This is a genomic window from Cryobacterium sp. AP27 (genome assembly GCF_056680495.1).
On record NZ_CM155285.1, the window covers coordinates 2,703,590 to 2,730,117 of the forward strand.

At 67.3% G+C, this 26,528-nt stretch carries 24 protein-coding genes; 4 read left to right on the plus strand and 20 right to left on the minus strand.

Annotated features, from left to right (window positions below; translation table 11 throughout):
- Positions 1–161: 161 nt before the first annotated feature.
- The 8 genes from AC1MB9_RS12740 to AC1MB9_RS12775 form a co-directional block, all read right to left on the minus strand.
- On the minus strand, positions 162–1,253 hold the full coding sequence (locus AC1MB9_RS12740; protein ID WP_479962316.1) for a sugar kinase: 1,092 nt from the start codon (positions 1,251–1,253) through the stop codon (positions 162–164).
- Positions 1,250–1,927 carry a bifunctional 4-hydroxy-2-oxoglutarate aldolase/2-dehydro-3-deoxy-phosphogluconate aldolase gene (eda, locus tag AC1MB9_RS12745; protein WP_479962317.1) on the minus strand — a complete coding sequence of 226 codons (678 nt, stop codon included), beginning with the start codon at positions 1,925–1,927 and terminating at the stop codon, positions 1,250–1,252. Before eda ends, AC1MB9_RS12740 begins: the two co-directional genes overlap by 4 nt.
- Positions 1,924–2,727, minus strand: coding sequence for a fumarylacetoacetate hydrolase family protein (locus tag AC1MB9_RS12750; protein ID WP_479962318.1), 804 nt, complete (start codon positions 2,725–2,727; stop codon positions 1,924–1,926). The genes eda and AC1MB9_RS12750 overlap by 4 nt, the downstream gene beginning before the upstream one ends.
- Positions 2,714–3,781, minus strand: coding sequence for a D-2-hydroxyacid dehydrogenase (locus AC1MB9_RS12755; protein WP_479962319.1), 1,068 nt, complete (start codon positions 3,779–3,781; stop codon positions 2,714–2,716). The genes AC1MB9_RS12750 and AC1MB9_RS12755 overlap by 14 nt, the downstream gene beginning before the upstream one ends.
- A gap of 1 nt (position 3,782) precedes the next feature.
- Positions 3,783–4,508 carry an amino acid ABC transporter ATP-binding protein gene (locus tag AC1MB9_RS12760; protein ID WP_479962320.1) on the minus strand — a complete coding sequence of 242 codons (726 nt, stop codon included), beginning with the start codon at positions 4,506–4,508 and terminating at the stop codon, positions 3,783–3,785.
- A gap of 37 nt (positions 4,509–4,545) precedes the next feature.
- Complete coding sequence (locus tag AC1MB9_RS12765) at positions 4,546–5,184, minus strand: amino acid ABC transporter permease (protein ID WP_479962321.1); 639 nt, start codon at positions 5,182–5,184, stop codon at positions 4,546–4,548.
- Between the two features lie 10 nt (positions 5,185–5,194).
- Positions 5,195–5,848 carry an amino acid ABC transporter permease gene (locus AC1MB9_RS12770; RefSeq protein WP_479962322.1) on the minus strand — a complete coding sequence of 218 codons (654 nt, stop codon included), beginning with the start codon at positions 5,846–5,848 and terminating at the stop codon, positions 5,195–5,197.
- Between the two features lie 77 nt (positions 5,849–5,925).
- Positions 5,926–6,747 (minus strand): transporter substrate-binding domain-containing protein, encoded by an 822-nt coding sequence (locus AC1MB9_RS12775; RefSeq protein WP_479962323.1) that lies wholly within the window; start codon positions 6,745–6,747, stop codon positions 5,926–5,928.
- Positions 6,748–6,914: 167 nt separating this feature from the next.
- Here AC1MB9_RS12775 and AC1MB9_RS12780 point away from each other — a divergent pair, with 167 nt between their 5' ends.
- Together AC1MB9_RS12780 and AC1MB9_RS12785 are read left to right on the plus strand one after the other, a co-directional pair.
- Positions 6,915–7,688 carry an IclR family transcriptional regulator gene (locus AC1MB9_RS12780; protein ID WP_479962324.1) on the plus strand — a complete coding sequence of 258 codons (774 nt, stop codon included), beginning with the start codon at positions 6,915–6,917 and terminating at the stop codon, positions 7,686–7,688.
- 141 nt (positions 7,689–7,829) lie between these two features.
- A complete protein-coding gene (locus AC1MB9_RS12785; RefSeq protein ID WP_479962325.1) occupies positions 7,830–8,720 on the plus strand; it encodes an SMP-30/gluconolactonase/LRE family protein in 891 nt (296 codons plus the stop codon).
- A 72-nt stretch (positions 8,721–8,792) separates the two neighbouring features.
- Here AC1MB9_RS12785 and AC1MB9_RS12790 read toward each other — a convergent pair whose 3' ends face one another.
- Complete coding sequence (locus AC1MB9_RS12790) at positions 8,793–10,010, minus strand: MFS transporter (RefSeq protein WP_479962326.1); 1,218 nt, start codon at positions 10,008–10,010, stop codon at positions 8,793–8,795.
- Between the two features lie 137 nt (positions 10,011–10,147).
- Between AC1MB9_RS12790 and AC1MB9_RS12795 the strand changes: the two genes are divergently transcribed.
- Positions 10,148–10,867: a CPBP family intramembrane glutamic endopeptidase gene (locus tag AC1MB9_RS12795; RefSeq protein WP_479962327.1), complete on the plus strand. Its 720-nt coding sequence runs from the start codon at positions 10,148–10,150 to the stop codon at positions 10,865–10,867.
- A gap of 207 nt (positions 10,868–11,074) precedes the next feature.
- Positions 11,075–11,377 carry a DUF7882 family protein gene (locus tag AC1MB9_RS12800; protein WP_479962328.1) on the plus strand — a complete coding sequence of 101 codons (303 nt, stop codon included), beginning with the start codon at positions 11,075–11,077 and terminating at the stop codon, positions 11,375–11,377.
- Positions 11,378–11,451: 74 nt separating this feature from the next.
- Here the strand turns inward: AC1MB9_RS12800 and AC1MB9_RS12805 are convergent, their stop codons facing one another.
- From AC1MB9_RS12805 to AC1MB9_RS12855, 11 genes are all read right to left on the minus strand, one after another.
- A complete protein-coding gene (locus AC1MB9_RS12805; protein WP_479962329.1) occupies positions 11,452–13,821 on the minus strand; it encodes a sensor histidine kinase in 2,370 nt (789 codons plus the stop codon).
- Positions 13,818–14,450, minus strand: coding sequence for a response regulator (locus tag AC1MB9_RS12810; RefSeq protein ID WP_479962330.1), 633 nt, complete (start codon positions 14,448–14,450; stop codon positions 13,818–13,820). Before AC1MB9_RS12810 ends, AC1MB9_RS12805 begins: the two co-directional genes overlap by 4 nt.
- 321 nt (positions 14,451–14,771) lie before the next feature.
- A complete protein-coding gene (locus AC1MB9_RS12815; protein WP_479962331.1) occupies positions 14,772–15,392 on the minus strand; it encodes a thymidine kinase in 621 nt (206 codons plus the stop codon).
- Entirely contained in the window at positions 15,392–16,711 is a 1,320-nt protein-coding gene (locus AC1MB9_RS12820; RefSeq protein ID WP_479962332.1) for a hypothetical protein, read from the minus strand. Before AC1MB9_RS12820 ends, AC1MB9_RS12815 begins: the two co-directional genes overlap by 1 nt.
- Complete coding sequence (locus AC1MB9_RS12825) at positions 16,708–17,925, minus strand: sensor histidine kinase (RefSeq protein WP_479962333.1); 1,218 nt, start codon at positions 17,923–17,925, stop codon at positions 16,708–16,710. The genes AC1MB9_RS12820 and AC1MB9_RS12825 overlap by 4 nt, the downstream gene beginning before the upstream one ends.
- 96 nt (positions 17,926–18,021) lie before the next feature.
- Positions 18,022–19,149 (minus strand): Rv2578c family radical SAM protein, encoded by a 1,128-nt coding sequence (locus AC1MB9_RS12830; RefSeq protein ID WP_479962334.1) that lies wholly within the window; start codon positions 19,147–19,149, stop codon positions 18,022–18,024.
- A gap of 214 nt (positions 19,150–19,363) precedes the next feature.
- The gene (locus tag AC1MB9_RS12835) at positions 19,364–20,842 is read right to left on the minus strand and encodes a malate:quinone oxidoreductase (RefSeq protein WP_479962335.1); all 1,479 of its coding nucleotides are present in this window, start codon (positions 20,840–20,842) and stop codon (positions 19,364–19,366) included.
- Positions 20,843–20,936: 94 nt separating this feature from the next.
- Positions 20,937–21,383, minus strand: a complete 447-nt coding sequence (locus AC1MB9_RS12840) for a DUF1801 domain-containing protein (RefSeq protein WP_479962336.1) — start codon at positions 21,381–21,383, stop codon at positions 20,937–20,939.
- A 55-nt stretch (positions 21,384–21,438) separates the two neighbouring features.
- On the minus strand, positions 21,439–23,868 hold the full coding sequence (locus AC1MB9_RS12845; RefSeq protein ID WP_479962337.1) for an EAL domain-containing protein: 2,430 nt from the start codon (positions 23,866–23,868) through the stop codon (positions 21,439–21,441).
- A gap of 198 nt (positions 23,869–24,066) precedes the next feature.
- A complete protein-coding gene (locus AC1MB9_RS12850) occupies positions 24,067–25,137 on the minus strand; it encodes an aspartate-semialdehyde dehydrogenase (protein ID WP_479962338.1) in 1,071 nt (356 codons plus the stop codon).
- 62 nt (positions 25,138–25,199) lie between these two features.
- Positions 25,200–26,477, minus strand: coding sequence for an aspartate kinase (locus AC1MB9_RS12855; RefSeq protein WP_479962339.1), 1,278 nt, complete (start codon positions 26,475–26,477; stop codon positions 25,200–25,202).
- Positions 26,478–26,528: the final 51 nt, after the last annotated feature.

The following is a 26,528-nucleotide window of genomic DNA, read 5'->3' on the forward strand; positions in this document are numbered from 1 at the left end:
GCTTGGCGGCGCGCCACTCGCTTGGCGAGGCGGCACTCGTTTGGCGAGGCGGCACTCGTTTGGCGAGGCGGCACTCGTTTGTGCGGGTGCCACACGGTCAAACGGGTGCCGCGAGCATCGGATGCTGTACTCGACGCGGCCGCTCGGGCGACAGCGGCGCGTCAGCGCTGCACGTGGGCGCCCTGCCCGTTGACCAGCGCTTCCACCTCGGCGCGGGTGGCCATGGAGTTGTCGCCGGGGGTGGTCATGGCCAGTGCCCCGTGCGCGGCACCGTATTCGAGGGAATCCGCAAGTCCGTGCCCCTCGAGCAGGCCGTAGATGAGCCCGGCGACGAATCCGTCGCCACCGCCCACCCGGTCCATGATCTCCAGCCGGTCGTAGCGCGTTGACGCGATCGCGGGCTCGCCGCGCGCCTGCGCCACAACGCTCCAGTCGTTGACGGATGCGGAATGCACCTTGCGCACGGTCGACGCCACCAGCCACAGGTTCGGGAAACGGCGCAGAACCCCCGCTGCCAGGGCATCCAGTTCGGCGGCGGCGCCCAGATCCCCGGCCGGGGTCCGGATGCCGAGCCGGTCGGCGTAGTCGGTGGCGCCGCCGACAAGCACGTCGGCGTGCTCGGCAAGCTGGGTGAACACCGCGGTCGCGCGCTGCTGGGCGGCGGGCCCATGCCACAGGCTCGGTCGGTAATTGAGGTCGACGGACACCATGGTGCCGTGCCGGCGTGCCGCCGTCATGGCCGCGACCGCCGTCTGCGCCGTGGACTCCGACAGGCCGGCGAAGATTCCACCGGTGTGCAACCAGCGCACGCCCAGGGTGCCGAAGACGTGATCCCAGTCGATGTCGGCCGGCCGCAGCAGAGATGCGGCGCTGTGGCCGCGGTCGGAGACACCCATCGCCCCACGCAAACCGAAACCGCGCTCGGTGAAATTGAGCGCGTTCCGGGCCTGCCGACCCACGCCGTCGAAGTCACGCCAGACGATCAGCGACGAATCGACCCCGCCGGCCAGGATGAGGTTCTCGGTGAGTCGGCCGATTTCATTGTCTACGAGCGAGGTCGCCACGGCGGTGCGCTGACCGAAGGTGCGCGAGAGGCCTCGGGCGGCGTTGTATTCGCCGCCTCCCTCCCACACTGCGAAGTTGCGGGCCGCGCGGATGCGGGTGTCCCCCGGATCCAGGCGCAACATGACCTCGCCGAGGGACACCACATCAAAGCGGCAGTCCTCGGCGGGCCGGATGGCCGGAAGCGTCATCGCTTCGCCCCGGCGGCCCGGCCGACCAGGGCGATCGCGTCGCGGCTCAACCGGGCAATCTCGTCAAATTGGCCGTTCGTGATGAGTGATTGTGTGGCCATCCAACTGCCGCCGGCCGCGAAGATCGCCGGGCTGGCGAGGTAGTCGGCCACGTTGTCGGCGCTGACCCCGCCGCTGGGCATGAACCGGACGCCCGGGAACGGACCTGCCAACGCCTCGATCATGGGTCGCCCGCCGAGCGTGCCGGCAGGGAAGAACTTGACGTGGCGAAGACCGGCCACGACGGCGGCCTGCAGTTCGGTCGCCGTTGCGATGCCGGGGATCACTGCCACGTTGTGGTCGCGGCAGCGCTCAACCACGTCGAGGCTCAGGCCTGGGCTGACCACGAAGGACGCGCCGGCGTCGACGACCCGGTCGACGTGTTCGGCGGTCAGCACCGTTCCGGCACCCACGAGCATGTCGCCGCGCGCGCACAAGCGGCGCAGGGACTCAAACCCGGCGTCGGTGCGCAGGGTTATTTCGGCCACGGGCAGGCCACCGCTCACGAGGGCGTCGGCCAGGTCGGTGGCGTGCGCCGCGTCATCCACGACGATCACCGGAACGATTCCCACCTGTTCGAGCCGAAGAAGGACCGCATCCGATGTGGACAGGTCGGTATCGGGGATGGTACTCATGCGTGCTCCTGAGTTAAGGGCGTTCTGGTGAGGTGCCGGGCGGGAAGGGCGGCCACGGGATTGCGCAGGGTTCCGAGCCCGGCGAGGCTGATCACGGCGTCATCACCGGGTTGGATGCTCGCCGCCGTGTGCGGGGAGCCCATGAGCACGACGTCTCCCGCGCCGAGGGTCATGATCGAGCTGAGGTACACGAGCTGCTCGACCACGTTGCGGGCGAGGTCAGCCGTGGTGCCCCGCGCGCGCAGCACACCGTTCACGTTCACGTCGATGCTCACCTCGCGCCAATCGAGCCGGGTCTCGATCCACGGGCCGAGCGGCGTGAACCCGTCACCGTTTTTCACCTGGGTCATTTTCTCGTCGAAGGCCACCTGGTCGATCGCCGTCACGTCGTTGCCGATCGTGTAGCCCAGGATGGCGCCGGGAACCTCCTCGGGCCGGAGGTTGCGGGCCGTGCACCGCATGACCACGGCCAGCTCACCTTCAATGTGCACGGTGCCGATGCCGTGATCGAGCCAAATTGTGTCGCCTGGGCCCACCGCGGTGCGCGCCGACTTCAGGAACGCCTGCGGGGGCAGCTCGCGATCGCCCGGGCCGTTGTGGGCCATGCCGAGGATTACGCGCGGCTCACAGGGGGCCAGCAGTCGCACATCCGTGCCGAAAACATCACCGGTCAGCTGCAGCGGGTCCGCAAACAGATCGCGGATGCCGCACCACTGTTCGCTCCGCCACGCCACCGCGCGCGGGCCGTCCGAGGTCTCGATGCGGGCGAGGCGCTCCGCCGCTGGGTCAGTAAAACTCAACGGTGTCGACCCGGTTGAGAAGCGCACGCCCGTCGAGCAGTTCGCCGGCATTCCTGGCGAAAAGCTCGGCGATGAGCCGGGGTTCGGCCGTGGAGAGCGCGGCCGTGTGCGGGCTGACCAGCACATTGGGCATGTCCCACAGCGGGCTCGCGGCAGGCAGCGGCTCCTGGGCGAACACGTCGAGGGCCGCAAAGCCGATCTGTCCGACCTCAAGCGCGGCGATCAGCGCCGGCTCGTCGACAACGGTGCCGCGTCCCACGTTCACGAGCGTCGCACCGGGTTTGATCGCCGAGAACACGGCCTCGCCGACGAGGCCGGCGGTGGCATCCGTGCCGGGCAGGGTCACGACGATGCCGTCGACCCGCCCAAGCACCGCGCCGAGGTTGTCGGGGTGCACGACCTCGTCGACCCCGTCGAGGGTGTTCGCGCGCCGGCTCGTGGCGATCACGGTGCAGCCGAACGCGCCGAGCAGGGCAATGACCTCTCGGCCGATGCCGCCGGTGCCGAGCACGAGGATGGTCTGGTCGGCGAGGTGGCGCATCTCCTGGCGTTGCGGCCAGTGGTGTTCGGTCTGCTGCGCCCGCAGCTGGGGCAGCATTTTGGCGCCGGCCAGCAGTCCGAACAGGGCGAACTCGGCCAGCGGGCGGCCGTGCACTCCGGCCGACGTGGTGAACGCGACGCGGTACAGGTCGGCCGCGCCGAGTTCGGCGGCCTTCACCTGCCCGCCCCCGCCGGCGGCCATGGTCTGCACCCACCGCAAGCCCGGGTTGGCCTCGACCGTGCGGCGCAGCGCCGCCGGGTCCAGGTCGGGAATGCCGTACAGCGCGTCGGCGGAATCGACCAGGGCGTCGTAGCGCTGCTGCTGCGCGGGTGTGCGGGAATAGTCGGGGTCGCCGCGGTAGTCGGTGGCGAAGCGCCTCGTGGGCATGAGGTCCGGTTCCCAGACCAGGTCGATGCGTGGTTCGAGGGCCACGATGTGGTCGCAGAGCTCCCGGTCGAGCGGAGTGGCCATCACCACGCGGAGGCGACCGGTGCCGGTCTCAGCAGTACTCACGTCAGAGCAGCTTGCTGAGGAAGGCCTGCGTGCGACCGTGTTGCGGTGCCTCGAAGATCTCGGCCGGGGTGCCCTCTTCGACGATGAGGCCGCCGTCCATGAACATCACCCGATCGGCGACCTCGCGGGCGAAACCCATCTCGTGGGTGACGACCACCATGGTCATCCCCTCTTCGGCGAGTTTCTTCATGACGTCGAGCACATCGCCCACGGTCTCGGGGTCAAGAGCGGAGGTGGGCTCGTCGAAGAGCATGACCGTGGGTTCCATGGCCAGCGCGCGGGCAATGGCGACCCGCTGCATCTGCCCGCCGGAGAGGGTGCTGGGGAAGACATCCGCCTTGTTGGTCAGGCCCACCTTTTCGAGCAGGGCCATGCCGCGGGTACGCGCCTCGGCGCGGCCGACCTTGCCCACCTTCATGGGAGCCAGCATGATGTTGTCGATTACCTTCATGTGCGGAAACACGTTGAAGGACTGGAACACCATGCCCACGTCGCGGCGCACCGCGTTCAGGTTGGTTTTGGCGCCGGTGAGGTTGTGACCGCCGATGGTCACCTGCCCCTTGTTGAACGATTCAAGAAAGTTGAGGCAGCGCAGCAGCGTGCTCTTGCCCGACCCCGAGGGCCCGATCACGCACAGCACCTCCCCTTCGGCGACCTCGCAGTCGATGCCCTTGAGCACCTCCAGTTTTCCGAAGCTTTTGTGCAGGCCTTCGACCGTGATGATCATGAGTTACTCCGTTCGGCAGGTGAAAAAGTTATGACGCTCATGCCAGCTTCCGTTCGTACCAGGTGCCGAGCAGCGAGATCGGATAGGAGATGACGAAGTACAGCGCGCCCACGATGAGGAACGTCACGAGCGGCTCCTGGTTGATCGTGGTGACGATGCGGCCGGCCCGGGTGAGGTCGACGAACCCGATCACGGACACCAGCGAGGATGCCTTGACGAGCGCGATCAGAAACCCGATGCCCGGCGGCACGGCGATCTTCATCGCCTGCGGGAAGATCACGTAGCGCAGTCGCACGAAGTAGTGCATCCCGAGGGCCTCAGCGGCTTCCGACTGTCCCTTGGGGACGGCCTGGATGCCTCCGCGCACGATTTCGGCCATGTACGCCCCCGAATAGACGGAGAGACCTACAACCGCGGTGAACCCGCGCGAGAACGTGAGTGCGGGGAGCATGAGCGGCAGGGCGAAGTACGTGAAGAGCAGGATGATCAGGATCGGAACGCCGCGGATGAAGTTGATGTAGATGGAGCTGAGTGCCCGCGCGATCCAGCTCGGTGACGCCTTGGCGGTGCCCAGCACGATTCCGATGAGGCTGCCAAGTACTCCGGCGGCCGCGCAGATCACAATGGTGAGGCCGGCGCCGCGCAGCAGGGGCGGTAGATATTGTACGAAGTCCATCAGCTCTGCCCTACCATCTGAACGCCAACCTCTCGGTGATTCTGGATCCCAACGCGATGGCTGCCGACGTCAGGAAATAGAGCAACGCACCGACGGAGAAGATCTCGAGCGTGCGCAGGGTTTGCGAGTTCAGGTTCTGCAAGGTCGACGTCAGTTCGCCGAGGGCGATGACCGAGCCGATCGAGGAGAACAGGAACAACACGATGAACTGATTCGTGAGGGCCGGCAGGACGTTGCGAATCCCCGGTTTGAGGATCACGTAACGGAATGTCTGGTGAAAAGGCATCCCGAGGGCCGTTCCCGCCTCCCGAAGACCCTTCGGCACGGCACTGATGCCGGCGCGGAAGATCTCGGCCGTGTATGCGGAGTTGTTCAAGGTCATGCCGATCAACACCGACCACAGCGGGTTGAAGTCGATGCCGATGGAGCCGAGCCCGAAGTAGATCAGGTAGAGCTGAACCAGCAGCGGGGTGTTGCGGATGATCTCGATGTACGTGTTGCTGATCACCTGCAGCGGTGTGAACCGGCTGGATTTGGCGAGGTAGATGAAGATGCCCAACAGACCGCCAGCCGCGAAACTGATCAGTGTGACATAGATGCTCACCCAGAGGGCTTTGAGCATCACGGGCAGATACGGGAGAATATCGCCGAAGTAGAGGGTCATGCATGGCCTTTCTTGAGCACCACGTCACTGCGTTGGGAGCTCGTCGGCCGGATGTGCCGGCCGACGAGCCGATGAACTTAGCCGACGATTGCGGGGAGGTCCGCGTTGCCCCACTTCTGGAACAGTTCCTGGTTCGTACCGGATGCGTTGAGGTTGCGGATGAAGTTGTTCAGGTAGTTGATCCAGACCTGGTCTTCCTTCAGCGCACCCATTGACACGAGCGACGGAAAGAGGGCGGGTGCGTCAACGACGGTGTAGCCCCCGTCGTCCTTGGCCATCTGCGCCACGGTGGAGGAACCCTCGACGAGCGCGTCGACCTTGCCGGCCTGCAGCGCCGCCATGGCGTCGGCGATAGTCTCGAACCGCTCGACCTTGGTGTCGGGGAAGTTCTTGGTGATGATCGAGTCGTTCGTGCTGCCCCGGGCAACCGAGACGGACTTGCCGGCCAGGTCGTCGTAGCTCGCGATCGGGTTGTCGGTCTTGAACAGGACGCCGGCCCCGTGGGCGACGTAGGGAATTGTGAAGCCGGCTTCCTTGGCGCGTTCGTCGGTGGCGGTCCACTCGGAAATGTTCACGTCGGCCCGATCGGACTTCAGCAGCGGTAGGCGGCTCGTGCCGTCGGTGCTCACGAGTTCCAGGTCGACGCCGAGGGCCTCCGCGAGCTTGTTGGCGATGTCGATGTCGTAGCCTTCGAATCCGCCGTCCGGCTTCTGCACGCTCCACGGCGGATAGTCCGGGAGCACGGCGACGCGAACGGTGCCGCTCTTGACCACCTTGTCGAGCTGGCTCTGCGCTGCGGTGCCGCCGCCGGCGCTGGTGCCGGGCGAGGTGCAGCCCGAGAGGAGGAGCGCGCACGCGAGTGCGGGAATAATAACGAGTTTGGGATTCAACCGACGCATATGCGACATCTCCAGAGTTAGCTTCATTGGTACCTACGTGGATTACTCCCAAATAGCGGGAGTGCTTCTTACTATGTGAGAATATAGCATTGACTGCGCAGATCCCAACAATCCGCGAAAGCCCGTTAGGCTCAGCCAGACCAGCTGCCACCGAAAGGCGTAGAACAATGCCCGACACACAAGCAGCGACGCCCAACCGCGACATGGTGGGCAAGGCCCTCTCCTTGTTGACCCTGCTCGGCGACCACCCGCACGGCGCGGTCGCCTCCGCCCTGGCCCGGGAATCGGGCTTTCCCCTCAGCACCGCGCACCGATTGCTCGGGACCCTGGTGCGCGAGGGCTACGCCAAGTTCGACGCGTCCACTCGGCAGTACACCGTGGGTTTGCGCATCTTCCAACTCGCGCAAACCGTGTCGGTGGCCTACGGCTTCGCAGGGATGACGCGTCCCATCCTCGACGGCGTCTCCGCCCTCACCCATGAGGCGACACTGCTGGCCGTGCTCGACGGCGACCGGCAACTGCATGTGCACACCGTGCAGGGACCGCAGCAGGTGCGCGTGGTCGGCGAGCCGGGCACCCATGGACCGCTGCACTGCGCGGCCGTCGGCAAGGTGCTTATCGCCTTCTCCCCCGACAACGTGCGCAGCCACCTCACCGAAACGCTCGCCCTGGATGCGTTCACCGCGAACACGATCACCGACCGCGCCGCGTTCCGCGCCGAGATCGATGCCGTGCATCAGCGCGGCTACGCCATCGCGGACGAGGAGCACGAAGCGGGTATCCGGGCCATCAGCGTGCCGATTCTCGTGAACCAGAACATCGTCGCCGCCGTGGCCACCGCCGCACCGGCCTTCCGCACGAGCATCGATCAGCTGGTTGAGTATCTCCCGTCGCTTCAGGAGGCGGCCCGGTCGCTCTCCACGGTCATGGCGTTGCGCTGACCGACCGCGGCCCTCGCGGCTTCGCGGCACTTGTTTGGCCGTGCGGCACTCATTGGGATGAGTGCCACCCGACATCTTAAACGCCGCGAGGCATAGGTTGGCGGGGCGGCGGGGTATGCATTCCCATGGTTGGCTGGAGCCATGACTGAATTCCACGCAACGGCGTCGTCGACGCATCGCAACGTGCTCGCGGAAGGTCCGGTGTGGGCCGCGGGCACGATCTACTGGGTCGATATCGAGGCCGGGAAGGTCTTCGAAGGCCGACTGAATGGTGATCGAGTGGAGCAGACAGCCCGGCACGATTTCGAGGGAACCGTCGGCGCCGTCGCCGTATCGGCCGACGGGGATCTGCTGGTGGCCGAGCGTGAGGGGCTGGTCGTGGTCTCCCCCACTGGCGAGCGGATGCCGGGCCCGCGGATCGTACCGGAGGGCGCGGACCGCCGCACCAACGATGGCTCATGCGACCCTGCCGGCCGGTTCCTGATCGGCACTCTCTCCCTGGGCGAGGAGTCGGGCACGGAGACTCTGGTGCGGGTCGAAGATGACGGCACACTCACCACGCTGGACGACGACCTGGCGCTCTCGAACGGGCTCGCATGGTCGCCCGACGGCCGCTTGCTATACAGCATCGACACGATTCCAGGGGTCGTGTGGGTGCGGGATTATGACGCAGCGTCGGGGGTGATCGGCGCGCGGCGGGAACACCTGCGGGTGACGGACGGCTCACCCGACGGAATGTGCGTCGACGAGCGCGGCTACCTGTGGATCGCCATCTGGGGCGCCGGAGAGGTGCGGTCATTTTCGCCGGCCGGCGAGCACGTCGACACCGTACTCGTGAGTGCGCCGCACACGTCGAGTGTTGCCTTTGTTGGGCCCGAGCTCGACGTGCTGCTGATCACGACGGCGTCGCGAGATCTGAGCGCGCGGGACCTGGAAATGTACCCGGATGCCGGCCGGCTGTTCACGACCCGGGTGGGCGTCTGTGGCACACCGTGCGCTCCATGGGCCGGTATACGACCGGGCTGGAGCTGAGCTGATCTCTTCGCGTGCCGAACCGAGCGAGTACGCCCGATGCCGCCTCGGGGAGTGTGCCCGGTCGGGCACTCAGGCCGCCGGCACTCGGGTGCGACTGGTGAAGGCGGTTACGACAGTGACGAGCACGAGGGCGCACGCGGCCCACGCCAGTCCGGAGTAGCCGAGGAGCGCGAGCACCGGCCCGGCGAGGGCTCCACCGAGGGCCCCGGAGAGGTTCATCACGAGGTCGGTGCGGCCCTGAACCCGTGTGCGCGCGGCTCCTGTGACGAGATCGGCAACGAGAGCCGAAGCGGCCACGGTGGATGCGCTCCACCCGAGCCCGAGGAGTGGGAGGCCCACCATGACCAGCGGGGTGCTCGACCCTCCGAGCCCGAGAGTCATCAGGGCCACGGCGAAGAGTCCCTGGCCGACGAGGATGGTGGGCACGCGCCCGAGGCGGTCACTCATCCAGCCGAAGAGCGGAGACAGGCCGAACATGCCGGCAATATGCAGACTAATGGTGAAGCCGATGATGGTGAGACTGTCACCGTGATTGGCCATATGCACCGGCGTCATGGCCATGACCCCCACCATCACCGCGTGGCTCAGACCAATGGTACTGATCGCGTAGGCGAGCCTCGCTCTGGACGCGACACGGCCGTGCGCCGTGTCGGTTACGGACGCCGGAAGGGCGCGGCTGATCAGGAGCGGATCGGGGCGGAGACCCACGAGAAAGACGGCGGCGGCGAGCGCCAGTGCCGCGATGGCAATGGCGAACGACCCGGTGAATGGTGGCATGCTCAACCAGCCCGCAATGGCCTCACCGGGGCCGAAGAGATTCGGTCCCACAACGGCGCCGACGGTAGTCGACCAGACGACAACGGACAGGTCGCGGCCCCGGTGCTGCGGGCTCGCGACGTCGGTCGCGGCGAACCGCGACTGCAGGTTCACGGCCGCGCCGCTGCCGAGGAACACGAATCCGAGAAGCAGGAGGGGGAACGCGCGGTTCTGCGCGGCGGCGACGATCACCACAGCGCCCAAAGCCGCGATGAGCACTCCGGTAGTCAGCGACGACCGGCGTCCACGCTGCTGGGCGAGCCCGGCCAGGGGAAGCGCGGCGATCGCGGCACCGAGGGTGGTCATGGTGACCGCGGAACCGGCCCAGGCATCCGAACCGGAGATGTCAGCGGCCAGAACGGAGCCGAACGAGAGCGTCGCTCCGATGGCGAGCCCGCCGAGGATCTGTCCCGTGACCAGCACTTGCACGGTGCGCCGCTGAACAGCAACGAGGTCGTGGTCGGGATTCATGAGGACTCCAGGATGTCGCCGAGGCGTTGCACCGAGTGGTGATGTGACCATTCTGCCGCATGCCAGCACCGGGCCAGACGCAGGCGCCCGTGTTGCCAGGGCGCAGCATCCGTGGGCGGGGGCGGTAGTTTTGTGGCATGAGCAAGGCCCGCACCCCCCGAGTATTCGAGGCCGTGCGCGGGCTGACGGATGCGACCGTGGGCGTGGTGCTCGCCGTACTATTCGTCGTGTTCGCGGGACTGGCGGCATCGAATTTCTGGGTGACGGACCCGAACCTGAGCCTGCTGCTGAGCTACCTGGCCGTTTGGGTCCCCCTCCTGGCGGTCGTGGGGGTGGCCTGGTACTGGCACGGGCACGACGTCGGGCTGCGGTTTCGACCGCTGGACTTTGTGTGGGGGCTGTCTATCGGGCTGCTCGCACGATCGATGGCCGGGGCAGTCGAAGTACTCGGCTACGGGCATCTGAGCAGCGGGGCGGTGGCGTTCGGCGAGACGGTGTACGACGGGTGGTGGTTGTTTGGCGCTTTGGCCGCTCCCATTTTGATCGCCCCACTGGTGGAGGAGCTGTTTTTTCGCGGGCTGCTGCTGCGCGCAGTTCTCAGCACGACGCGTACGGCGGGCGTCGGTCGCGTGTCGTCGTCGGTGATCGCTGTCGCGGTGAGCGGCCTCGTGTTCGCGCTGGTGCATACGCTCACCGCCGGCTCACCCGCCGCCGTGGTGGTGGTCGGTGTGTCGACCTTCGCCTTCGGCGCATCCGCGGCCGCGCTCGCCGTCGTGACCGGTCGCCTGGGTGGACCTATCGTTGCACACCTGACATTCAATGCTTTGGTCATCGTTCCGGCGTTGCTGCCCCGATAGCTCATTTGGGGGTCCACCCACGTCCCCCGACTTGGGGCGCATTTGGGCGATGGTCCGGCCCATTTTGCAGCGACTGCATTTACTAAGCTGAAAGAGCCTCGGAAATGCACATTCCCACCGTTGGAGCACGTCCGTGGGTTGCGCTGCTTTTACGCTGCGATCAGGTTCTTTCACCTGAGTCCGTCCGACAATAAGTGGAGCAAGAACATGGGCAAGCTGACCTACGACTCAAGTCTGACGGCCGACTTCGACGATCGGATCCTCGCCCACATCCAGCTGGTGATCGGCACCAAGCTGCGCCGCGGCGAGAGCTTCTATTTCTCCTGGCGGGACGACCCGCTGGCCGGCGGTGGGCGCAGCACGATCTGGCTGCACCCCGCCATTCCCCTCGTCTACAAGTACTTCGGGAGCCGCGTTCCCGTGTTGAACCGGGACTGGGTGGAGGCTCTTTCGCTGTCGGCGAATTCGTCGGCCGGGCTGCAGGTTGTGGCGGAGCCCAGCGCCATCTGACCGTTCGGTCAGTTGTATACAATCTTGGCGGTATTTGTGCCCCGCGAGGCGTGCGCCGGAGGGATTCGCTGCGGCTATGCGTCGCGCGCGGTGCCGTCGCGCGCCACCAGGAGCATGCGATGTTCGGCCGCCTCGACCACGATGGTGGCCAGGTCGATGCGCTCCGAGGGAAGGATGCGGACCGTGAACAGACCGAAGGTCAACGCATCCAGCTGAGCAGCCACCAGCGGCGCGAGGACGCGCACATCGGCGGGCTGAAAGTCACCGCCGTCATCCAGCAGTGTCACCTCAACGCCACGGGACCGCGCCGCGCGCGTCGCCGAGATGATGGGTTCCGTGAACAGGCTCCGGGCGCGAATGGCGTCGCGCAGGCTGCCCTCCACCAGCAGGCACTCGGCCTGTTCGGCAGGACTGAGTTCGTGCGGGTCGAGCAGGCTTTCGAGGGCGGGGCGCGCCAGCGCGTTGAAGCGCGCGAGCTGTGCGGCTCGCTCCTGGGCGACCCCGTCGCTCGCAGCCTTGCCGGCCGCGCGTTGGCCGCCGTCGAGAATCAGGGTGTTGAGGCTGCGGCCAGAGCGACGCAGCGCCACCGCGAACAGGGTTCCCACGAGAAGCGTTCCGGCATGGCGGATGACGAAACCCACGCCATCCAGGATCGCCAGCCCGTGTGTCAGCCCCCAGATCACCGTGGCCACAGCGAGGGCCGCGTAGCCCACCCAGACCCAGCCGACGCGTCCGCGCGCGACCAGCACCACCAGCACCAGCGTGACGGCGCCGAGGTGCCATTGGGCGTAGGGGCGCTCGTCGAGCGGTGAGACTTGCCAGAACATGAGACCCATCGCGACGGTGCACAGCGCGAGGATGCCGAGCGTGCGGGAGCGTGGAAAAGGGTCGCGGGCCGGCAGGATGCTGCACAGCCCGGCGGCGGAGACCGCCAGCAGGGCCACGGCGTCCACCACGAGCCCGACCGGAAACGAGGCGACGCGCGTCACGCCCGCGACGGCCAGCAGGGCGTGCACACCGATGAACAGTCCGAGGATGCCCCAGGCCAGGCCGGTCGACGGACCGAGGGTCGCAGCCACTGACATTTGGCGCGGCTCGCTGTTGGTGCGCGGGGGCGCGCCCTCCCGACCGGCGCGGGCCGGGACGACCTGATCGGAGGCCGACGCGGCGGCGCCGAGTGCCGGGTGCCGCCGGGCCTCTGCCGGCGGGCGCGCGACCGCCGTGGGCGGAATCCAGGTAATGAGCACCTCGGTGCCATGACCGGGACGTGACCTCACCACGGCCGCCCCGCCGTCAACGCGTTTCATGCGCCCCACGATGCTCTGGGCAATCCCCAGCCGCTCCCGGGGCACCAGCGACGGCTCGAAGCCGACGCCGTCATCGCTGACGTGCACCTGGATGCCGCCGCCCGACGGTCGCACCGTGACTCGGCGGGTAACCGGGTGGAGGCGATCGATCCCGGCCGACGCCACCGAATTGCGCAGCGCCTCCCCCACGGCCCCGACGACCGCATCGCCGACGCGCACGGGGATCATGCGATCCAGGTGGAGCTCCGTGCGCAGGATGGCCGCGGGCGCGAGGTCTTTCGTGAGGGCCTCGAGCCGCTCCCATACCCGGGAGCGCGCCACAAGCTTGAGTTCGGCGGGCAGGCTGAGCGAGTCGAGCCTGTCCAGGGTCGTCGCGGCCTGCCGGGAGATCACGGCCTGGTCGGCCCGGCCGAGGCCCGCCACCAGCAGCGTTGAGATGACGCTGTCGTGCACGAGTGCATCGATCGTGTGGCGCTCCGCCGCGCGTGCCGCGTGGGCGGCGACGCGGGCATCCGCGGCCCGGGATGACCGCGTCGCGGCCTCCACCCGCGAGGCGCTTCGACGAAGCGCGAAGGTAAGCGCCACAAAGACACTGATCAGCAGGAGCGAGTAGAGGCCATCCTGCAGGCCGAGGAGTGCCGGCTGCTCGGCTGGCGTGGTGACGGCACGCACGACGCCGCTGATGGTGCAGGCCACGACAATGTAGGTCCACGCCACGGAGGCACGCTCGGCCACGGACACCGCCACGCACGGCACCCCGGTGAAGGACAGCACCCAGGGGATGCCGAGGCCCGCCGGCATCGCATGCATGCCCAGCACGAGCCATCCGATGAGGAGCAGGAGAAACACGGCACCGTGCAGGCGGGCGAGGCTGCGCAAGGTGCGGAGAGTTGCGCGACGTGACAGCGCGGCAACGAGAATCGGCAGCGAGAAGACCACCAGCCACGCGGTCCAGGACCCGGCGACCGAGAGGATGTCCACCTGGGCGAGAAGGGGCTGCAGCGACAATCCGCCGAAGATAATTCCCCCGCCGCCGACCGCGCCGTAGAGCAGGCGAGTCAGTCGGTCCTGGGTGCCGTCCACGGTCTGAACGTCGGCCTCGCCCACCACAGCGTCGAGGGCGCGAGCGCGGATCACGGGCGGCCGGGTATGGGCAGGATGCCATCCTCGAGAGCGCGCTTGTACAGGTCAACCTTGGTGTTCGCCGGTCGGCCGACGCGTTCGTACTTGGAGCGCACCCGGCGAATGTAATCGATCACCGTGGATTCGGACAGTCCCGTTCGCGACGCCACGAGAGGCGCCTTCGCTCCGGCGGCATACAGGGACAGCACCTGGCGCTCGCGCGGGCTGAGCGCAGCGTCGGAGAGCTCGGGGTCGCCGTCGAGGGCCGCGGCCCAGTCCGTCGACGCGATGGTCTCCCCCACGGCCGCCCGGGACACCGCGTCCAGCAACACATTCGCGGGTTCGGATTTGCGCACCACGCCGAGCACCCCGGAACGGGCGGCCGCACGCATCAGCGCCGCGTCGTCACCCCCGGTGAAGGCGAGCACGTCGGCGCCGGCCTCCCGCAGTCGCTGCACGTTGCTGGAGACGGTGGACCCGTCGGACAGGCGCAGATCGAGGATGACGAGGTCGATCTTGTCGTCGTGCGCCGTCGCCTTCAGAAGCTCGGAGACGGTGGCTACAGTGGCCGCGACGTGGATGTTGTGGATAGTCGAAAAGAGTTCGGCAAAGCCCCGTGCGACGATTTCGTGGTCGTCGATCAACGCAACTCTGTAGCGGCACATATCCTCCACCCTAGCGGGGGGACAGACCGGTGTGTGTATCCTCACGAAATGCACCGCGAACAGGGGATAGATCGGGCCGTTGCGGCGAAATCTGAGGCCGTTTTGGGGGACAAATCCCGTTTTTCGGGGGCCACTAGAACTGACGGCTAGCCGAACGCATTGGGGTATACCTAGAGTAGACCCTGGGGAACATTATCGGGGGGACCGGGGGTGTTGGGGCGCTCGTGACTTTTCTCACCGGAAAGTGATCGAGCGCCTCACCTTTTTCACGGCGCGGCGGCATCCGCAGCTGCTACCTGGTTACGCTCTGCTCCGGGAATTCAGCACGCCGTGGCTCTCTTCGAGGTAGCACGACCCGCACAGCGATTCGTAGGTGACCTCTTCACCATCGATGGCCACCTGGTCGCCGTCGAACACGTACACGCCGTCGATCTTGCGCCCGTTGAAGACCGCCTTGCGGCCGCAACGGCAGATCGTCTTGAGTTCCTCCAGGCTGTGCGCCACCTCCAGCAGCCTCCGACTGCCCGGAAACGCCACAGTCTGAAAGTCCGTGCGAATCCCATAGGCCAGCACCGGCACGTTCTCGAGAATCGCGATGCGCAGCAGGTCGTCAACCTGCGCCTCGGTGAGAAACTGTGCCTCGTCCAGCAGCAGCGCACTCACGTCGAGGCCGGTCGCCTCGAGCACCGTGCGGCGATGCTGCTGAAACGTCGTGAGGGCATCCGTGTCGGGCATCAGCAGGTAGTCCACGGCTCGCGTCACACCGAGCCGGGAGAGGATGCCGCGGTCACCCTTGGTGTCAACGGACGGCTTGGCGAGCAGTACCTGATGCCCACGCTCCTCATAGTTGTACGCCGCTTGCAGCATGGAGGTGCTCTTGCCGCTATTCATCGCGCCATAGCGGAAGTAGAGCTTCGCCATTAATACTCGTTTCTGGTTGAGGCCGCGGGAAGGGCCCGGAGGCGCACGCGGTCGGCATTGCGATGGCCGGCCTCCCGGTGCGCGGCATCGAAGCAGACGGTGAGCCGATGGCCGCGAACCGTCACGTGAACGCGGGAGAATTCCACCCGCAACACGGCAATGAAGGGGTGCGCCGCGGCGCGCAGCTGGCGGGCGGGCAGAGCCACGGACGCCTCGAGCCGCACGACGGCGGCCCCGGCCGAATGCGGGGACTCCCCGGCGTCGTCCGGGTTGTATGTGGGGTCGACCCGATCTGCTGTGGAGATGCCGATCATGAGGCTTGATGGATCGAGTCCGGGGTGATCGCAGACCATCACGACGAGGGCACCGAACGCGGCGCGCTGCCGCGACGTGAACCGGGCGGCACGGCGCTCGTCGTCGTGCACGAGCGGGAGACCGAATGCCGTCGCATCCGCGGCCGGAGCGGCCAGGGCCACACTCTCGCGCGCCACGAGGTCATCAAGCCAGGTGCGATCGGTTTCGGCCACGAGTGCGGTGCGCACCTCGTCGGCGAGGAGACGGGCACGGTCGATCTCCACGGCGGTGACGCTTCCACGAGCCAGGACCTCGTTCAGGAACGGAAGCACGTGCGAGTCGAGGTCGCTGAGGCGTTGCTGCACGACCGCGCGGGCCGTGGGCGCCCGGCTCGCTTCCGTGTCGAGCCGAATGGACCGCTGCGCATCGGTCTGCCAAATGCGGATGGACTTGACCACCTGTCGGCAGTACGCGGCGCCCGCCAACGCCGGAGCGAGCAGCTGAACGGCAGCCAAAATGGCGAAGAGCGCCGGAGTTCCGGTGCCGAAGAACACGGCCTGCGCCCAGGCCCCGCACGCGACGACCATCGCGGCGATGACGGCCAGGAGCGCGATCTCCCGCCACGGGCGGAAGGGTGCGAGGGCGAGCAGGAGGAGGCCGAGGGCGATCTGGCCGAAGTCGTTGTGCACGGAGGCGTTATGGCCCCACATTCCGACCTGTTCGAGGACGTAGGCCAGCAGGGCGAGACCGACCATGACCAGACTCGACCGAGCCTGGAACGGGGCGCTTTCGGGAAGCGATGCCCACACGAGCAACCCCGCCGCACCTGCGAGGGACACCACGGCCAGGGCGGTGAACAGCTCGTGCTGCACCTCGCCGGCCTGCGTGAGGGTGGAGTAGACGGCATAACCCAGCACGATCAGCGCGGTGACGGGAGCGAGGGGCCAGACGGCGAGGCCACCGATCGGGTCGAGTCGTTGCTGGGTGGCGTCAGGCCGCTGCAGGGCGACGTCGGGCGCCTTCATCGCGCTCCGGGGACTGCGGCCGGCGCGGGGCGCACGGCGGCGTCTGGCAGCGGCACGGTGAGGCGCACCGTGGTCCCGGCGCCCGGCCTCGTCCAAATGGTGACGGATCCGCCGACCCGGTCGATGCGTCGTCGCACGGACTGGCGCAGTCCGAGGCGCCCGCGGCCGGAACCCGACAGGGTGAAGCCGCGGCCGGCATCCGCGACCATCACCGCCACGCCCTCCGAGTCATGTTCGATGCTCACCTCGGCCGCCGTGGTTCCCGCGTGCAGCAGCACATTGCCGAGGCACTGCTCCACCGCCAGGGCGAGCTCCCGGTCCACCGAGGAGTCGAGGCGGTCCAGCACGTCGACCGACCCGGTGACGTCGACCGTGAGGCCGGCCGTGCGGCACCGGTCAACGGATGCGAAGAGGGCGCTGGTCGCGAGGACGCCCGTTCCGGGGGCGTGCGAGTCGGCGAGCCAGTCGGTGTCGTGCAGGGTGTCGAGGGTGTTGCGCAGACCCGAACGAACGTGCGGAGTCAGCTCACCGGGCGAGGACAGCGAGAGGGCCACGAGCTGATTCACGGTCGTGTCGTTGAGCACCGCGATCGATCGGTTGTCGAGCGAATGGCGCAGCTGGCTCGCCGCATCGTTCTGCGCCGCCCGCAGCAGGGCGGGCTGCGCGAGCGCTCCCCGGCGGCGACCGAGAGATGCGAGGAGCAACACGGTCGTCAGGAAAACGTAGGCGGACACGGTGAAGAAGTCGCGGCCGCCGCTGATGCCGGCGTGCGCGATGGCGAGCAGCGCCGCCGCTTCGGCCAGGAGAAAACCGGCCGTGCTCCAGAAAACACCGACGACGAGCCCGGACCCGGCGCCGCCGACCATGATCAGGGCCATCTTGGGGAGGGCAAGCAGAAAGACGGTCGACGCGGAAAACTCCTGCGGCACGCCCAACACGGTGTCGGTGAAGACATATACGCAGAAGGTTCCGGTGATCAGATACGCGAGGGAGGTCACGAGATTGCGGCGTCGTGCGAGCAGAACGAGAAGTCCGGCCATGGCGAGGATGACGGCGATGGTGAGGGACAGCTCGGTTCCGCTGCGCGTCGAGCTGAGGATGGCGACGGAGGCGAGGGCGCCCGCGAGACAGATCAGACCGAACCAGTTCGCGGCCCGCGCGAGGGCGCGACTGAGCGCTGACCGAACCAGGTATCCCGGTAATCCAAGAGTCATCACATCCCCCTCAGTTTTAGTATGCCATCTGAGGCTTGGAGTCCGCCCGCGTCGTGGGTGCACCGGCCCCCGCCGGCGTGCGGGGCGGCGGTTCGGCTAGAAGAGTCGGGGCGCGAGCTCCGGCGGGAGTTCCTCGGCGATGAGCGACCCGGCGGAACCGGCCGCGGCGTCACCGGCGGGCGAGAAGCCGGGGGCCACGGTCGGCCCGGAACCGGCGGCCAGCGCAGCATCCAGAGCGCTCGAGCGCGGTCCGCCGGTGGCCGGGTCGGTGCGCCCCCGCTCCAGGCCGTGCGCGCGCATGAGGGGTCTCATGCGCGCCGTGAGCCAGGTGCGATAGTCCTTCGCGGCATAGGTGCCGCCGGCGAACACTTCCCGGTAGCGCGGCAGCAGCTCCGGATGTTCGCGCTCGAGCCACTGGAAGTACCACTGCTTCACCGTTGGTTTGAGGTTGAGCGCGCAGTACAGCACGCTCGACGCCCCGGCCGCCTTGGCCTGCCGCAGCGCCTCGTCGAGGTGCGCCCGGGTGTCGGTGAGGAACGGCAGAATCGGCATCATGAACACCCCGCAGTCCATACCGCGCTCGCGCACCGCGGTCACTGTGGCAAGCCGGGCCTTGGTGGTCGGCGTTCCCGGTTCCACCGACTGCTGCAGCTCGTCGTCGTAGATGGCGATGGAGAGCGCCAGATCCACCGGCACCAGTCGGCTGGCCTCGGCGAGCAGGTCAAGGTCGCGGCGCAGCAGGGTGCCCTTGGTGAGAATCGACAGCGGCGTGCCCGATTCCGCGAGGGCCGCGATGATGCCCGGCATCAACCGGTAGCGGCCTTCCGCGCGCTGGTACGGGTCGGTGTTCGTGCCGAGCGCAACCGGATGCTTTCCCCACGTCGGCTTCGCGAGTTCTTTGCGCAGCACCTCCGCCACGTTCACCTTGACGATGATTTCGCTGTCGAAGTCCTTGCCGGCGTCGAGGTTGAGGTACTCATGTGTGGGCCGGGCGAAGCAGTAGGCGCAGGCGTGCGAGCATCCGCGGTAGGGATTGATCGTGTAGCCGAACGGCATCGCGCTCTGCCCGGGAACCCGATTGAGCGCGCTCTTGGCGAGGATTTCGTGGAACGTGATTCCGGCGAACTCGGGCGTTTGCACGCTGCGCACGAAATTGCTGAGCCTGGCGAGCCCCGGGAGCGCGCCGGCCTCCTCCGTCGTGAGTTCCTGACCGGTCCAGCGCATGACTTTATTCGAACACAACTCCGAGTGGAGCGCAAGCGTGCCACGGCATCCCACGGCATCCGCTGCTAAAACCGGTCATTCTGAGACACGCCGTGCCAGGTGGCAGCACAGACGGCGTGTCTCGAAAAACACCGGTTTTGCGCACGGGCCCCACGGATGCCGGGGGCCGGTCGAGTCGGGCGGTGGAGTCAGGCGGTGGAGTCAGGCGGTGGAGTCAGGCGGTGAGGTGCAGAACCTCGGCGGTCGTGGCGAGCGAGGCGGCGGCCGCGGCCGGGTCGTCGGACAGCTTGGTGCCGTGGCTCGGAATCATGGCGCGGATCTTCGGTTCCCAGCCCGCAATGCGGTCGGGGAAGCACCGCGCCAGCAGGTCCACCATGATCGGGGCCGCCGTGGATGCCCCGGGCGAGGCCCCGAGCAGCCCGGCAATGCTGCCGTCGGCGGACGTGATCACCTCGGTACCCATCTGGAGGATTCCGCCCTTGGCGGCATCCTTCTTCATGACCTGCACGCGCTGGCCGGCGGTGATGAGTTCCCAGTCGGCCATCTTGGCGGTGGGCACGAACTCCTGCAGCGCCTTGAGCTTGGCCTTGCGGGAGGCGAATACCTCGCCGATGAGGTACTTCATCAGGTCGAAGTTGTGCCGGGCCACGGCGAGCATGGGGCCAAGGTTGTGTAGACGAATCGAGAACGGCAGGTCGAACCAGGTGCTCGTCTTGAGGAACTTCGGGCTGAAGCCGGCGTACGGGCCGAACAGGAGCGACATCTCACCATCGACGATGCGCGTGTCAAGGTGCGGCACCGACATGGGAGGGGCCCCGACGCCGGCCTTGCCGTAGACCTTCGCCTGGTGCTGGGCGACGAGATCGGGGTTCGTGGTGCGCAGGAACTGCCCACTGATCGGAAATCCGCCGAATCCCTTGATCTCGGGGATGCCGCTCTTCTGCAGCAGCGCGAGGCCGCCACCGCCGGCGCCCACGAACACGAACCTGGCATTGACCGTACTGCGGGTCTGCCCGACCTGCTGCAGCAGGTTGATGCGCCAGGTGCCGTCGGCGTTCTGCTTGAGGTTGGTCACCTGTCGGTTCATCTTCACCTCGACGTCATGCTTGGCGAGGTTGTCGAACATGAAACGCGTGAGGGCACCGAAATCCACGTCGGTTCCGAGGTCGCTGCGCGTGGCCGCGATCTTCTGCCCGGACGGACGCTTCTTGGTGATCAGCGGCGTCCACCGGCCGATGACGGCCGGATCGTCGCTGAACTCCATGCCGGCGAACAGCGGCTGGTTTTTGAGCACCTCGTAGCGTTCGCGCAGGTAGGCGACATTGGCCTTGCCGCGCACGAACGTCATGTGCGGGGTGGAGTTGATGAAGTTCTCCGGCTCGGGCAGCGCGCCGGTCGTGACCAGGTGCGCCCACAGCTGCCGGCTGATCTGGAACTGCTCGTTGATGTTGACGGCCTTGTCGGCGGTCAGCTTCCCGCCGGGCACTTCCGGCATGTAGTTGAGCTCGCAGAGCGCCGCGTGGCCGGTGCCGGCGTTGTTCCACGGGTTTGAGCTTTCCTGCGCCGCTTCCCCGAGTCGCTCATACACTTCGATGCGCCACGACGGCTGCAGCTCCTTGAGGAGGGTGCCGAGAGTAGCGCTCATGATACCGCCGCCAATGAGAACGACGTCTACGGGTTCCGTTGAATTCACGCTTCCGAGTGTATCGCGGCGCCGGAGCGCCGAACGCCGGGCGGCGTTCGCGCGGGGTCACGGCCGGGAACGCGAGGCGGGCGGGCGGGTGTGGCTAGTGCTTGATGCGCTCGTAGCGGGCGAGGAAGGCCTCGACCGACACGCTGGCGACCGAACGGGCAACGATGTCCAGGTCGACTTCGGCCAGGGTCTTGAACCGGAGACAGGATTTTCCCATGTTGAGTTTGCGGCCGGTGGCGGCCCATTCGGCGCGGAACGCGGCATCCGCTGCCGGGTTGCTGTAGAGCGCCATGAGATACAGCGAGTGATAGTTTTTCTGCGCCGCGAGACTCACGTAGGACAGCGGCAGGCCGTTATACGTCGTGGGGTAGGTGCGAAGCGGAATCACCCAACCGGGCATTCCGAAGTGCATCCCCAGTTCGTATCCGGGCGGCATTGCGTCGCGCACCGCGTCGATCACGGGGTACAGAACGGCGCGGGAGGCCGGGGCAAGGTCGTAGAAGTAGTTCTCGACGTCCGCGGGTACTGGGGGTTGTGTCACGAGTCAACGCTACTCACGGAGCGGAGATCGTGCCACGTGGGGTCGCCGGCCACCGTCACGAACCGGGTGCCACGAGGGCGTCGTCTTCGGCCCGCGAGTCAACGGGCTGCTCGGCGTGCTCGCCTGCGCACGCGGCGTGCGGGATGACGGCCGCTGCTCCGTGCTCCTCCAGCCGGGCGAGGATGTCTTCCAGGCTCTGCGGGGTGCCGTAGTGGAAGCCCTGTGCGCTGCGAATGCCCAGTCGGGTCAGCTGGGACGCCATGACCGCGTCTTCGACGCCTTCGACGATCATCGAGTACTCCAGGTTGTCGCCAAAGCCCTGCAGCGCCGTGAGCACCTCGCGCTGGCGCACATCCTCGAGATCGTCGACGAGGCTCTTGTCGATCTTGAGAATGTCCATCGGCACTCGCACGAGCGAGTCCACCGACGAATCCTCCGAACCGTAATCGTCGAGTGCGATGAGGATTCCGATATCCCGCAGACGGTCGACTTGGGCGCGCAACGCCGGCGACACGCGCGCCACCGAGCGCTCGTTCAGTTCGAGGCACAGGGAAATATCGGCGTAGCGGTGGGCGAGGTCTTCCACGAATCTGCCGAGGCGTTCCGGCAGTACCTGCATCGCCTCCACGTTGATGGTCATACACAGGATGCGCGGCTCAACCAGGCGGAATTCGGCTGCGGCGGCCATAGCCTTCTCGGCGACCTGTCGGGTGAGTTCGTCGAGCAGGCCGAGGTTCTTGGCCTTGGCCACGAGCGAGGGCGGCGACAGCGCTCCGATCTCCGGATCGGTGAACCGAACGAGCGCCTCGAACGCCCAGATCTGACTCGTCACGAGGCTCACGATCGGCTGGTAGGCCATTTCCAGCCGGTTCTCCCGAATGGCGTCGGTCACGGCATCGTTCACCTGCGGCGACCGGTGGTCCGAGATGCTGATGCTGCTCTCATCGGACGGACCGCCGCTGCGGCGGGATTTCTTGACCGAAAGCATGCTGCGGTCGGCATCGAGAACGAGCTGGGAAGCATCCACTTCGCGGTGCGCGGAGTACGCCAGGCCGATGCTGAGCAGCGGATGCACCGTGGTGTCGGCGACCATGAGCGGCGCGCCCGTCGCGGCGAGGATCTCGTCGGCCACGAGTTTGGCTTCGGCGAGTGAGGAGAGCCGGGTGAGGATGATGACGAACTCATCGCCGCCGACGCGGGCGACCACATCGAAGGGACGCACGGCGAGGCGCAAGCGGTGGCCGATCGCACGCAGAACGTCGTCGCCGGCCTGGTGGCCGAGCCGGTCGTTGAGGCGTTTGAAGTCGTCGAGGTCCAGGAAGAGCACCGCAAGCGCCTCGGAGTAGTTGCGGTGATCGTTGATGTTGTTGAGCGCCTCCTGGAAGGCACCGTAGTTGGGGAGGCCGGTGAGCGGATCGGTCGTGGCCCGCAGCGTCAGTCCACCGATGTCGTGCCGTGTTTGCACGACGACGTCGGTCGTGTGCGCCAGCGCATTCAGGGCGAGCTGGTCGTCGCGGCCGAACGCCACATCCATCCCATCGCGGTGGGCCACGATATAGAGCACCTGGCCCTCGACCAGGGTGACGGCCGCCGCGATGTCGCTCGGGGACCCGGGGTGGCTGCGCACGGTCACCGTTTCGGCTCCGACGGCCTCGCTGACGGCACGGCGCAGGAGGTCCGCGAAAGACTCGGAGTCTGCGGTGTGATTGAAGGACTTCGCGTTCAGGGCGGCGGTGCCCCGGATCAGACCGTTGAAGCGCCGCCGCATGTCGTACAGGCGCACCGAGGCCTTGGCGGCAATGGTGATCACGGTGAGCAGAAGAAGGATGACGAGCGCGTTGCGCGGCTGCACGGACTCTTCGAAGTAGGGCAGGGACGGGTCGTTCCACAGCGCGACGAGGGCGGTGAGCGCCGCGGCGCTCGCGAGCGTGGTGACGAAGCGGGCCGGGTCGCTCGGGAGCCACGCATCGAATGCCCAGGGGGCCGCGGTGCTCATGCGACGGCCCGTTTCCACGAGCAAAACCGTCACGACGAACGCGACGGCCGCAATCAGCGCGGCGATCGCCTGTGGTGCGTCGGCGTCGCGCAGCGCGTGATGAACCATGAGGTAGATGGCGGCCCCGATGCCAACCAGGCCGGAGGCATACGCGGCCATTGACCAGCGGTGAGTGCGGGCGAGAACGCGCACGACCGTCCCGATTGCGAGCACGCCCACGGCGGCCGGGTCGCCGAGCATCGGCGAGAGAATCGGCAACGCAATCACGGGAAGGGTGAAGGAGAGGCTGCGGTACGGCGGCCCGCCCACCCAGAACCGGTAGCTCTCGAGGGCGACGACGCAGCCCACGCCGATGGCGGCGATGACCAGGTCGGTGATCGTGCCCCGAAGAACGTGGGTCACGGCATCGACAATCACGGCGATGCCGTAGGCCGTGAAAATCACGAACCCGGCCCGCCGTAGCCCGTCCCACAACCGATTACGCCTCACAAGCCAGAGTTTAGTGCAGCGCGAGCCCAGTTAGGGGGCCGACAAGGCACTCGCGCCCCCCGGCATCCTGCGGAATGACGTGTCATTGTCCTGGCCTCGTGACCCCGACGCGGGGCGCGATGGGCGTCACGCGGGCGCGCCACAGCACCTCGGGACCGAGCCCGGCGGGTGCCGAGCGGCATCCGCCGGGCGGTGCGGCTATGCCGAGACGAGCTCCGCCGCGACGAGCTCCGCGATCTGCACGGCGTTGAGCGCGGCGCCCTTGCGGAGGTTGTCGTTGCTGATGAACAGGGCGAGGCCGCGGTTGTCCGGAACGCCCTCGTCCTGACGGATGCGGCCGACGAAGCTCGCGTCCTCGCCGGCCGCCTGCAGCGGGGTCGGCACGTCGGTGAGGGTGACGCCGGGGGCATCCACGAGCAGTTCGTTGGCCTGCTTGACCGTGAGCGGCCGGGCGAATTCCACGTTGATCGACAGGGAGTGGCCCGTGAACACGGGCACGCGCACGCAGGTGCCGGAGACGCGGAGGTCGGGAAGCCGCAGAATCTTGCGGCTCTCGTTGCGCAGCTTCTGTTCTTCGTCGGTTTCGAAGCTGCCGTCGGGGACGACGGACCCGGCAAGCGGGATGACGTCGAAGGCGATCGGGCGGGCGTAGATCGTCGGCTCGGGCAGCGTCACGGCCGTGCCGGAGTGCACGAGGCCCAACAGGTTCTCGTCTTTCACGGCGACGCGCACCTGGGAGGCCAGCTCGAATGCACCGGCGAGGCCGCTTCCGGACACCGCCTGGTAGGTGCTCACGATGAGGCGTTCCAGGCCGGCCGCTTCGTGCAGCACCTTGAGCACGGGCATTGCGGCCATGGTGGTGCAGTTGGGGTTGGCGATGATGCCCTTGGTGGCCAGGTGAATGGCCTCGGGGTTGACCTCACTCACCACGAGGGGCACGTCGGGGTCCATCCGCCATCCGGAGGAGTTGTCGATCACGGTGACACCGGCGGCGGCGAAGCGCGGCGCCTGCACCTTGGACAGCGACGCACCGGCGGAGAAAATCGCCACGTCGAGGCCGGTGGGGTCGGCGATCGCCGCGTCTTCGATCACGACGTCGACGCCCTTGAACGGCAGCGTGTTGCCGGCCGAACGGGCGGACGCGAAGAAGCGGATGCTCTTCACCGGAAAATCGCGCTCGGCCAACAGCGCACGCACGACGGCGCCCACCTGTCCGGTGGCACCGACGACGCCGATGTTGATTCCTGCGGTTACAGCGTGGGTGCTCACTTGCTTCCTAACGTAGAACGGTGTCGTGCGTCCGCGAGATGCAGACTCGGTGCTGGTGTGGCCTAGCGGCCGGTTCCGCCGTGTACCTGGGCGTCGGCGTCGGCGTCGAGCCCGAACGCGGTGTGCACCACGCGGAGGGCCTCGTTGATGGTGTCGGCGCGGGTGACAACGGAGATACGAATCTCGCTCGTGGAGATCATTTCAATGTTGATTCCCGCCTCATAGAGCGCCTCGAAGAGTTTGGCCGACACCCCCGAGTTGGTGCGCATGCCTCCGCCGACCAGGGCCAGCTTGCCGATCTGGTCGTCGTACTGCAGGCCCTTGAACCCGACCTCCTGCTGCTCGTTGGTGAGCGCGGTGAGCACCTGCTGACCCTCCGACTTGGGCAGGGTGAACGAGATGTCGGTGAGTCCCGTCGACGCGGCGGACACGTTCTGCACGATCATGTCGACGTTGGCGTTGGTCTTCGCGACGATCTTGAAGATGAGGGCGGCCTTGCCCGGAATGTCGGGAACGCCGACGACGGTGACCTTTGCTTCACTCAGATCGGCGGCAACCCCGGCGATGACTGGCTCTTCCACTATCTCTCCATTCGCGCGGGCAGTATCGGCGTTGTAAACGACCGTGCCGGTGTTGTTATTAAAGGATGACCGCACATGCAGTGTGACGCCATGGCGCCGGGCATATTCCACGGCGCGAATGTAGAGAACCTTGGCGCCGGCGGCCGCGAGTTCGAGCATCTCTTCGCTGGACACGCGGTCGAGTTTGTGGGCCTTGGGCACGACGCGGGGGTCGGCGGTGTAGATGCCGTCGACATCCGTGTAGATCTCGCAGACGTCGGCGCGCAGGGCCGCCGCGAGGGCGACGGCGGTGGTGTCGGAGCCGCCGCGTCCGAGGGTGGTGATGTCTTTGGTGTCGCGGTTGAAGCCCTGAAAGCCGGCCACGATGGCGACGGCGCCCTCGTCGAGCGCTTCACGGATGCGGCCGGGCGTGACGTCCACGATGCGCGCCGACCCGTGGCGGGCATCCGTGATCATGCCGGCCTGGCTGCCGGTGAACGAGCGGGCGTCGTACCCCATGCTCTTGATGGCCATGGCCAGCAGGGCCATGGAAATGCGCTCGCCCGCGGTGAGCAGCATGTCGAGCTCGCGGGGAGCGGGAAGCGGCGTGACCTGGTGGGCGAGGTCGAGCAGCTCGTCGGTGGAATCGCCCATGGCCGACACGGCGACGACCACTTCATTGCCGGCCTTGCGCGTATCGACGATGCGTTTCGCGACACGCTTTATGCTTTCGGCGTCGGCAACGGACGATCCGCCGAACTTCTGCACGATCAAAGCCACGTAGCACTCCTGAGGTGGGGGAAGATGGGCAGGGCCCAAGCCCCCAGTATA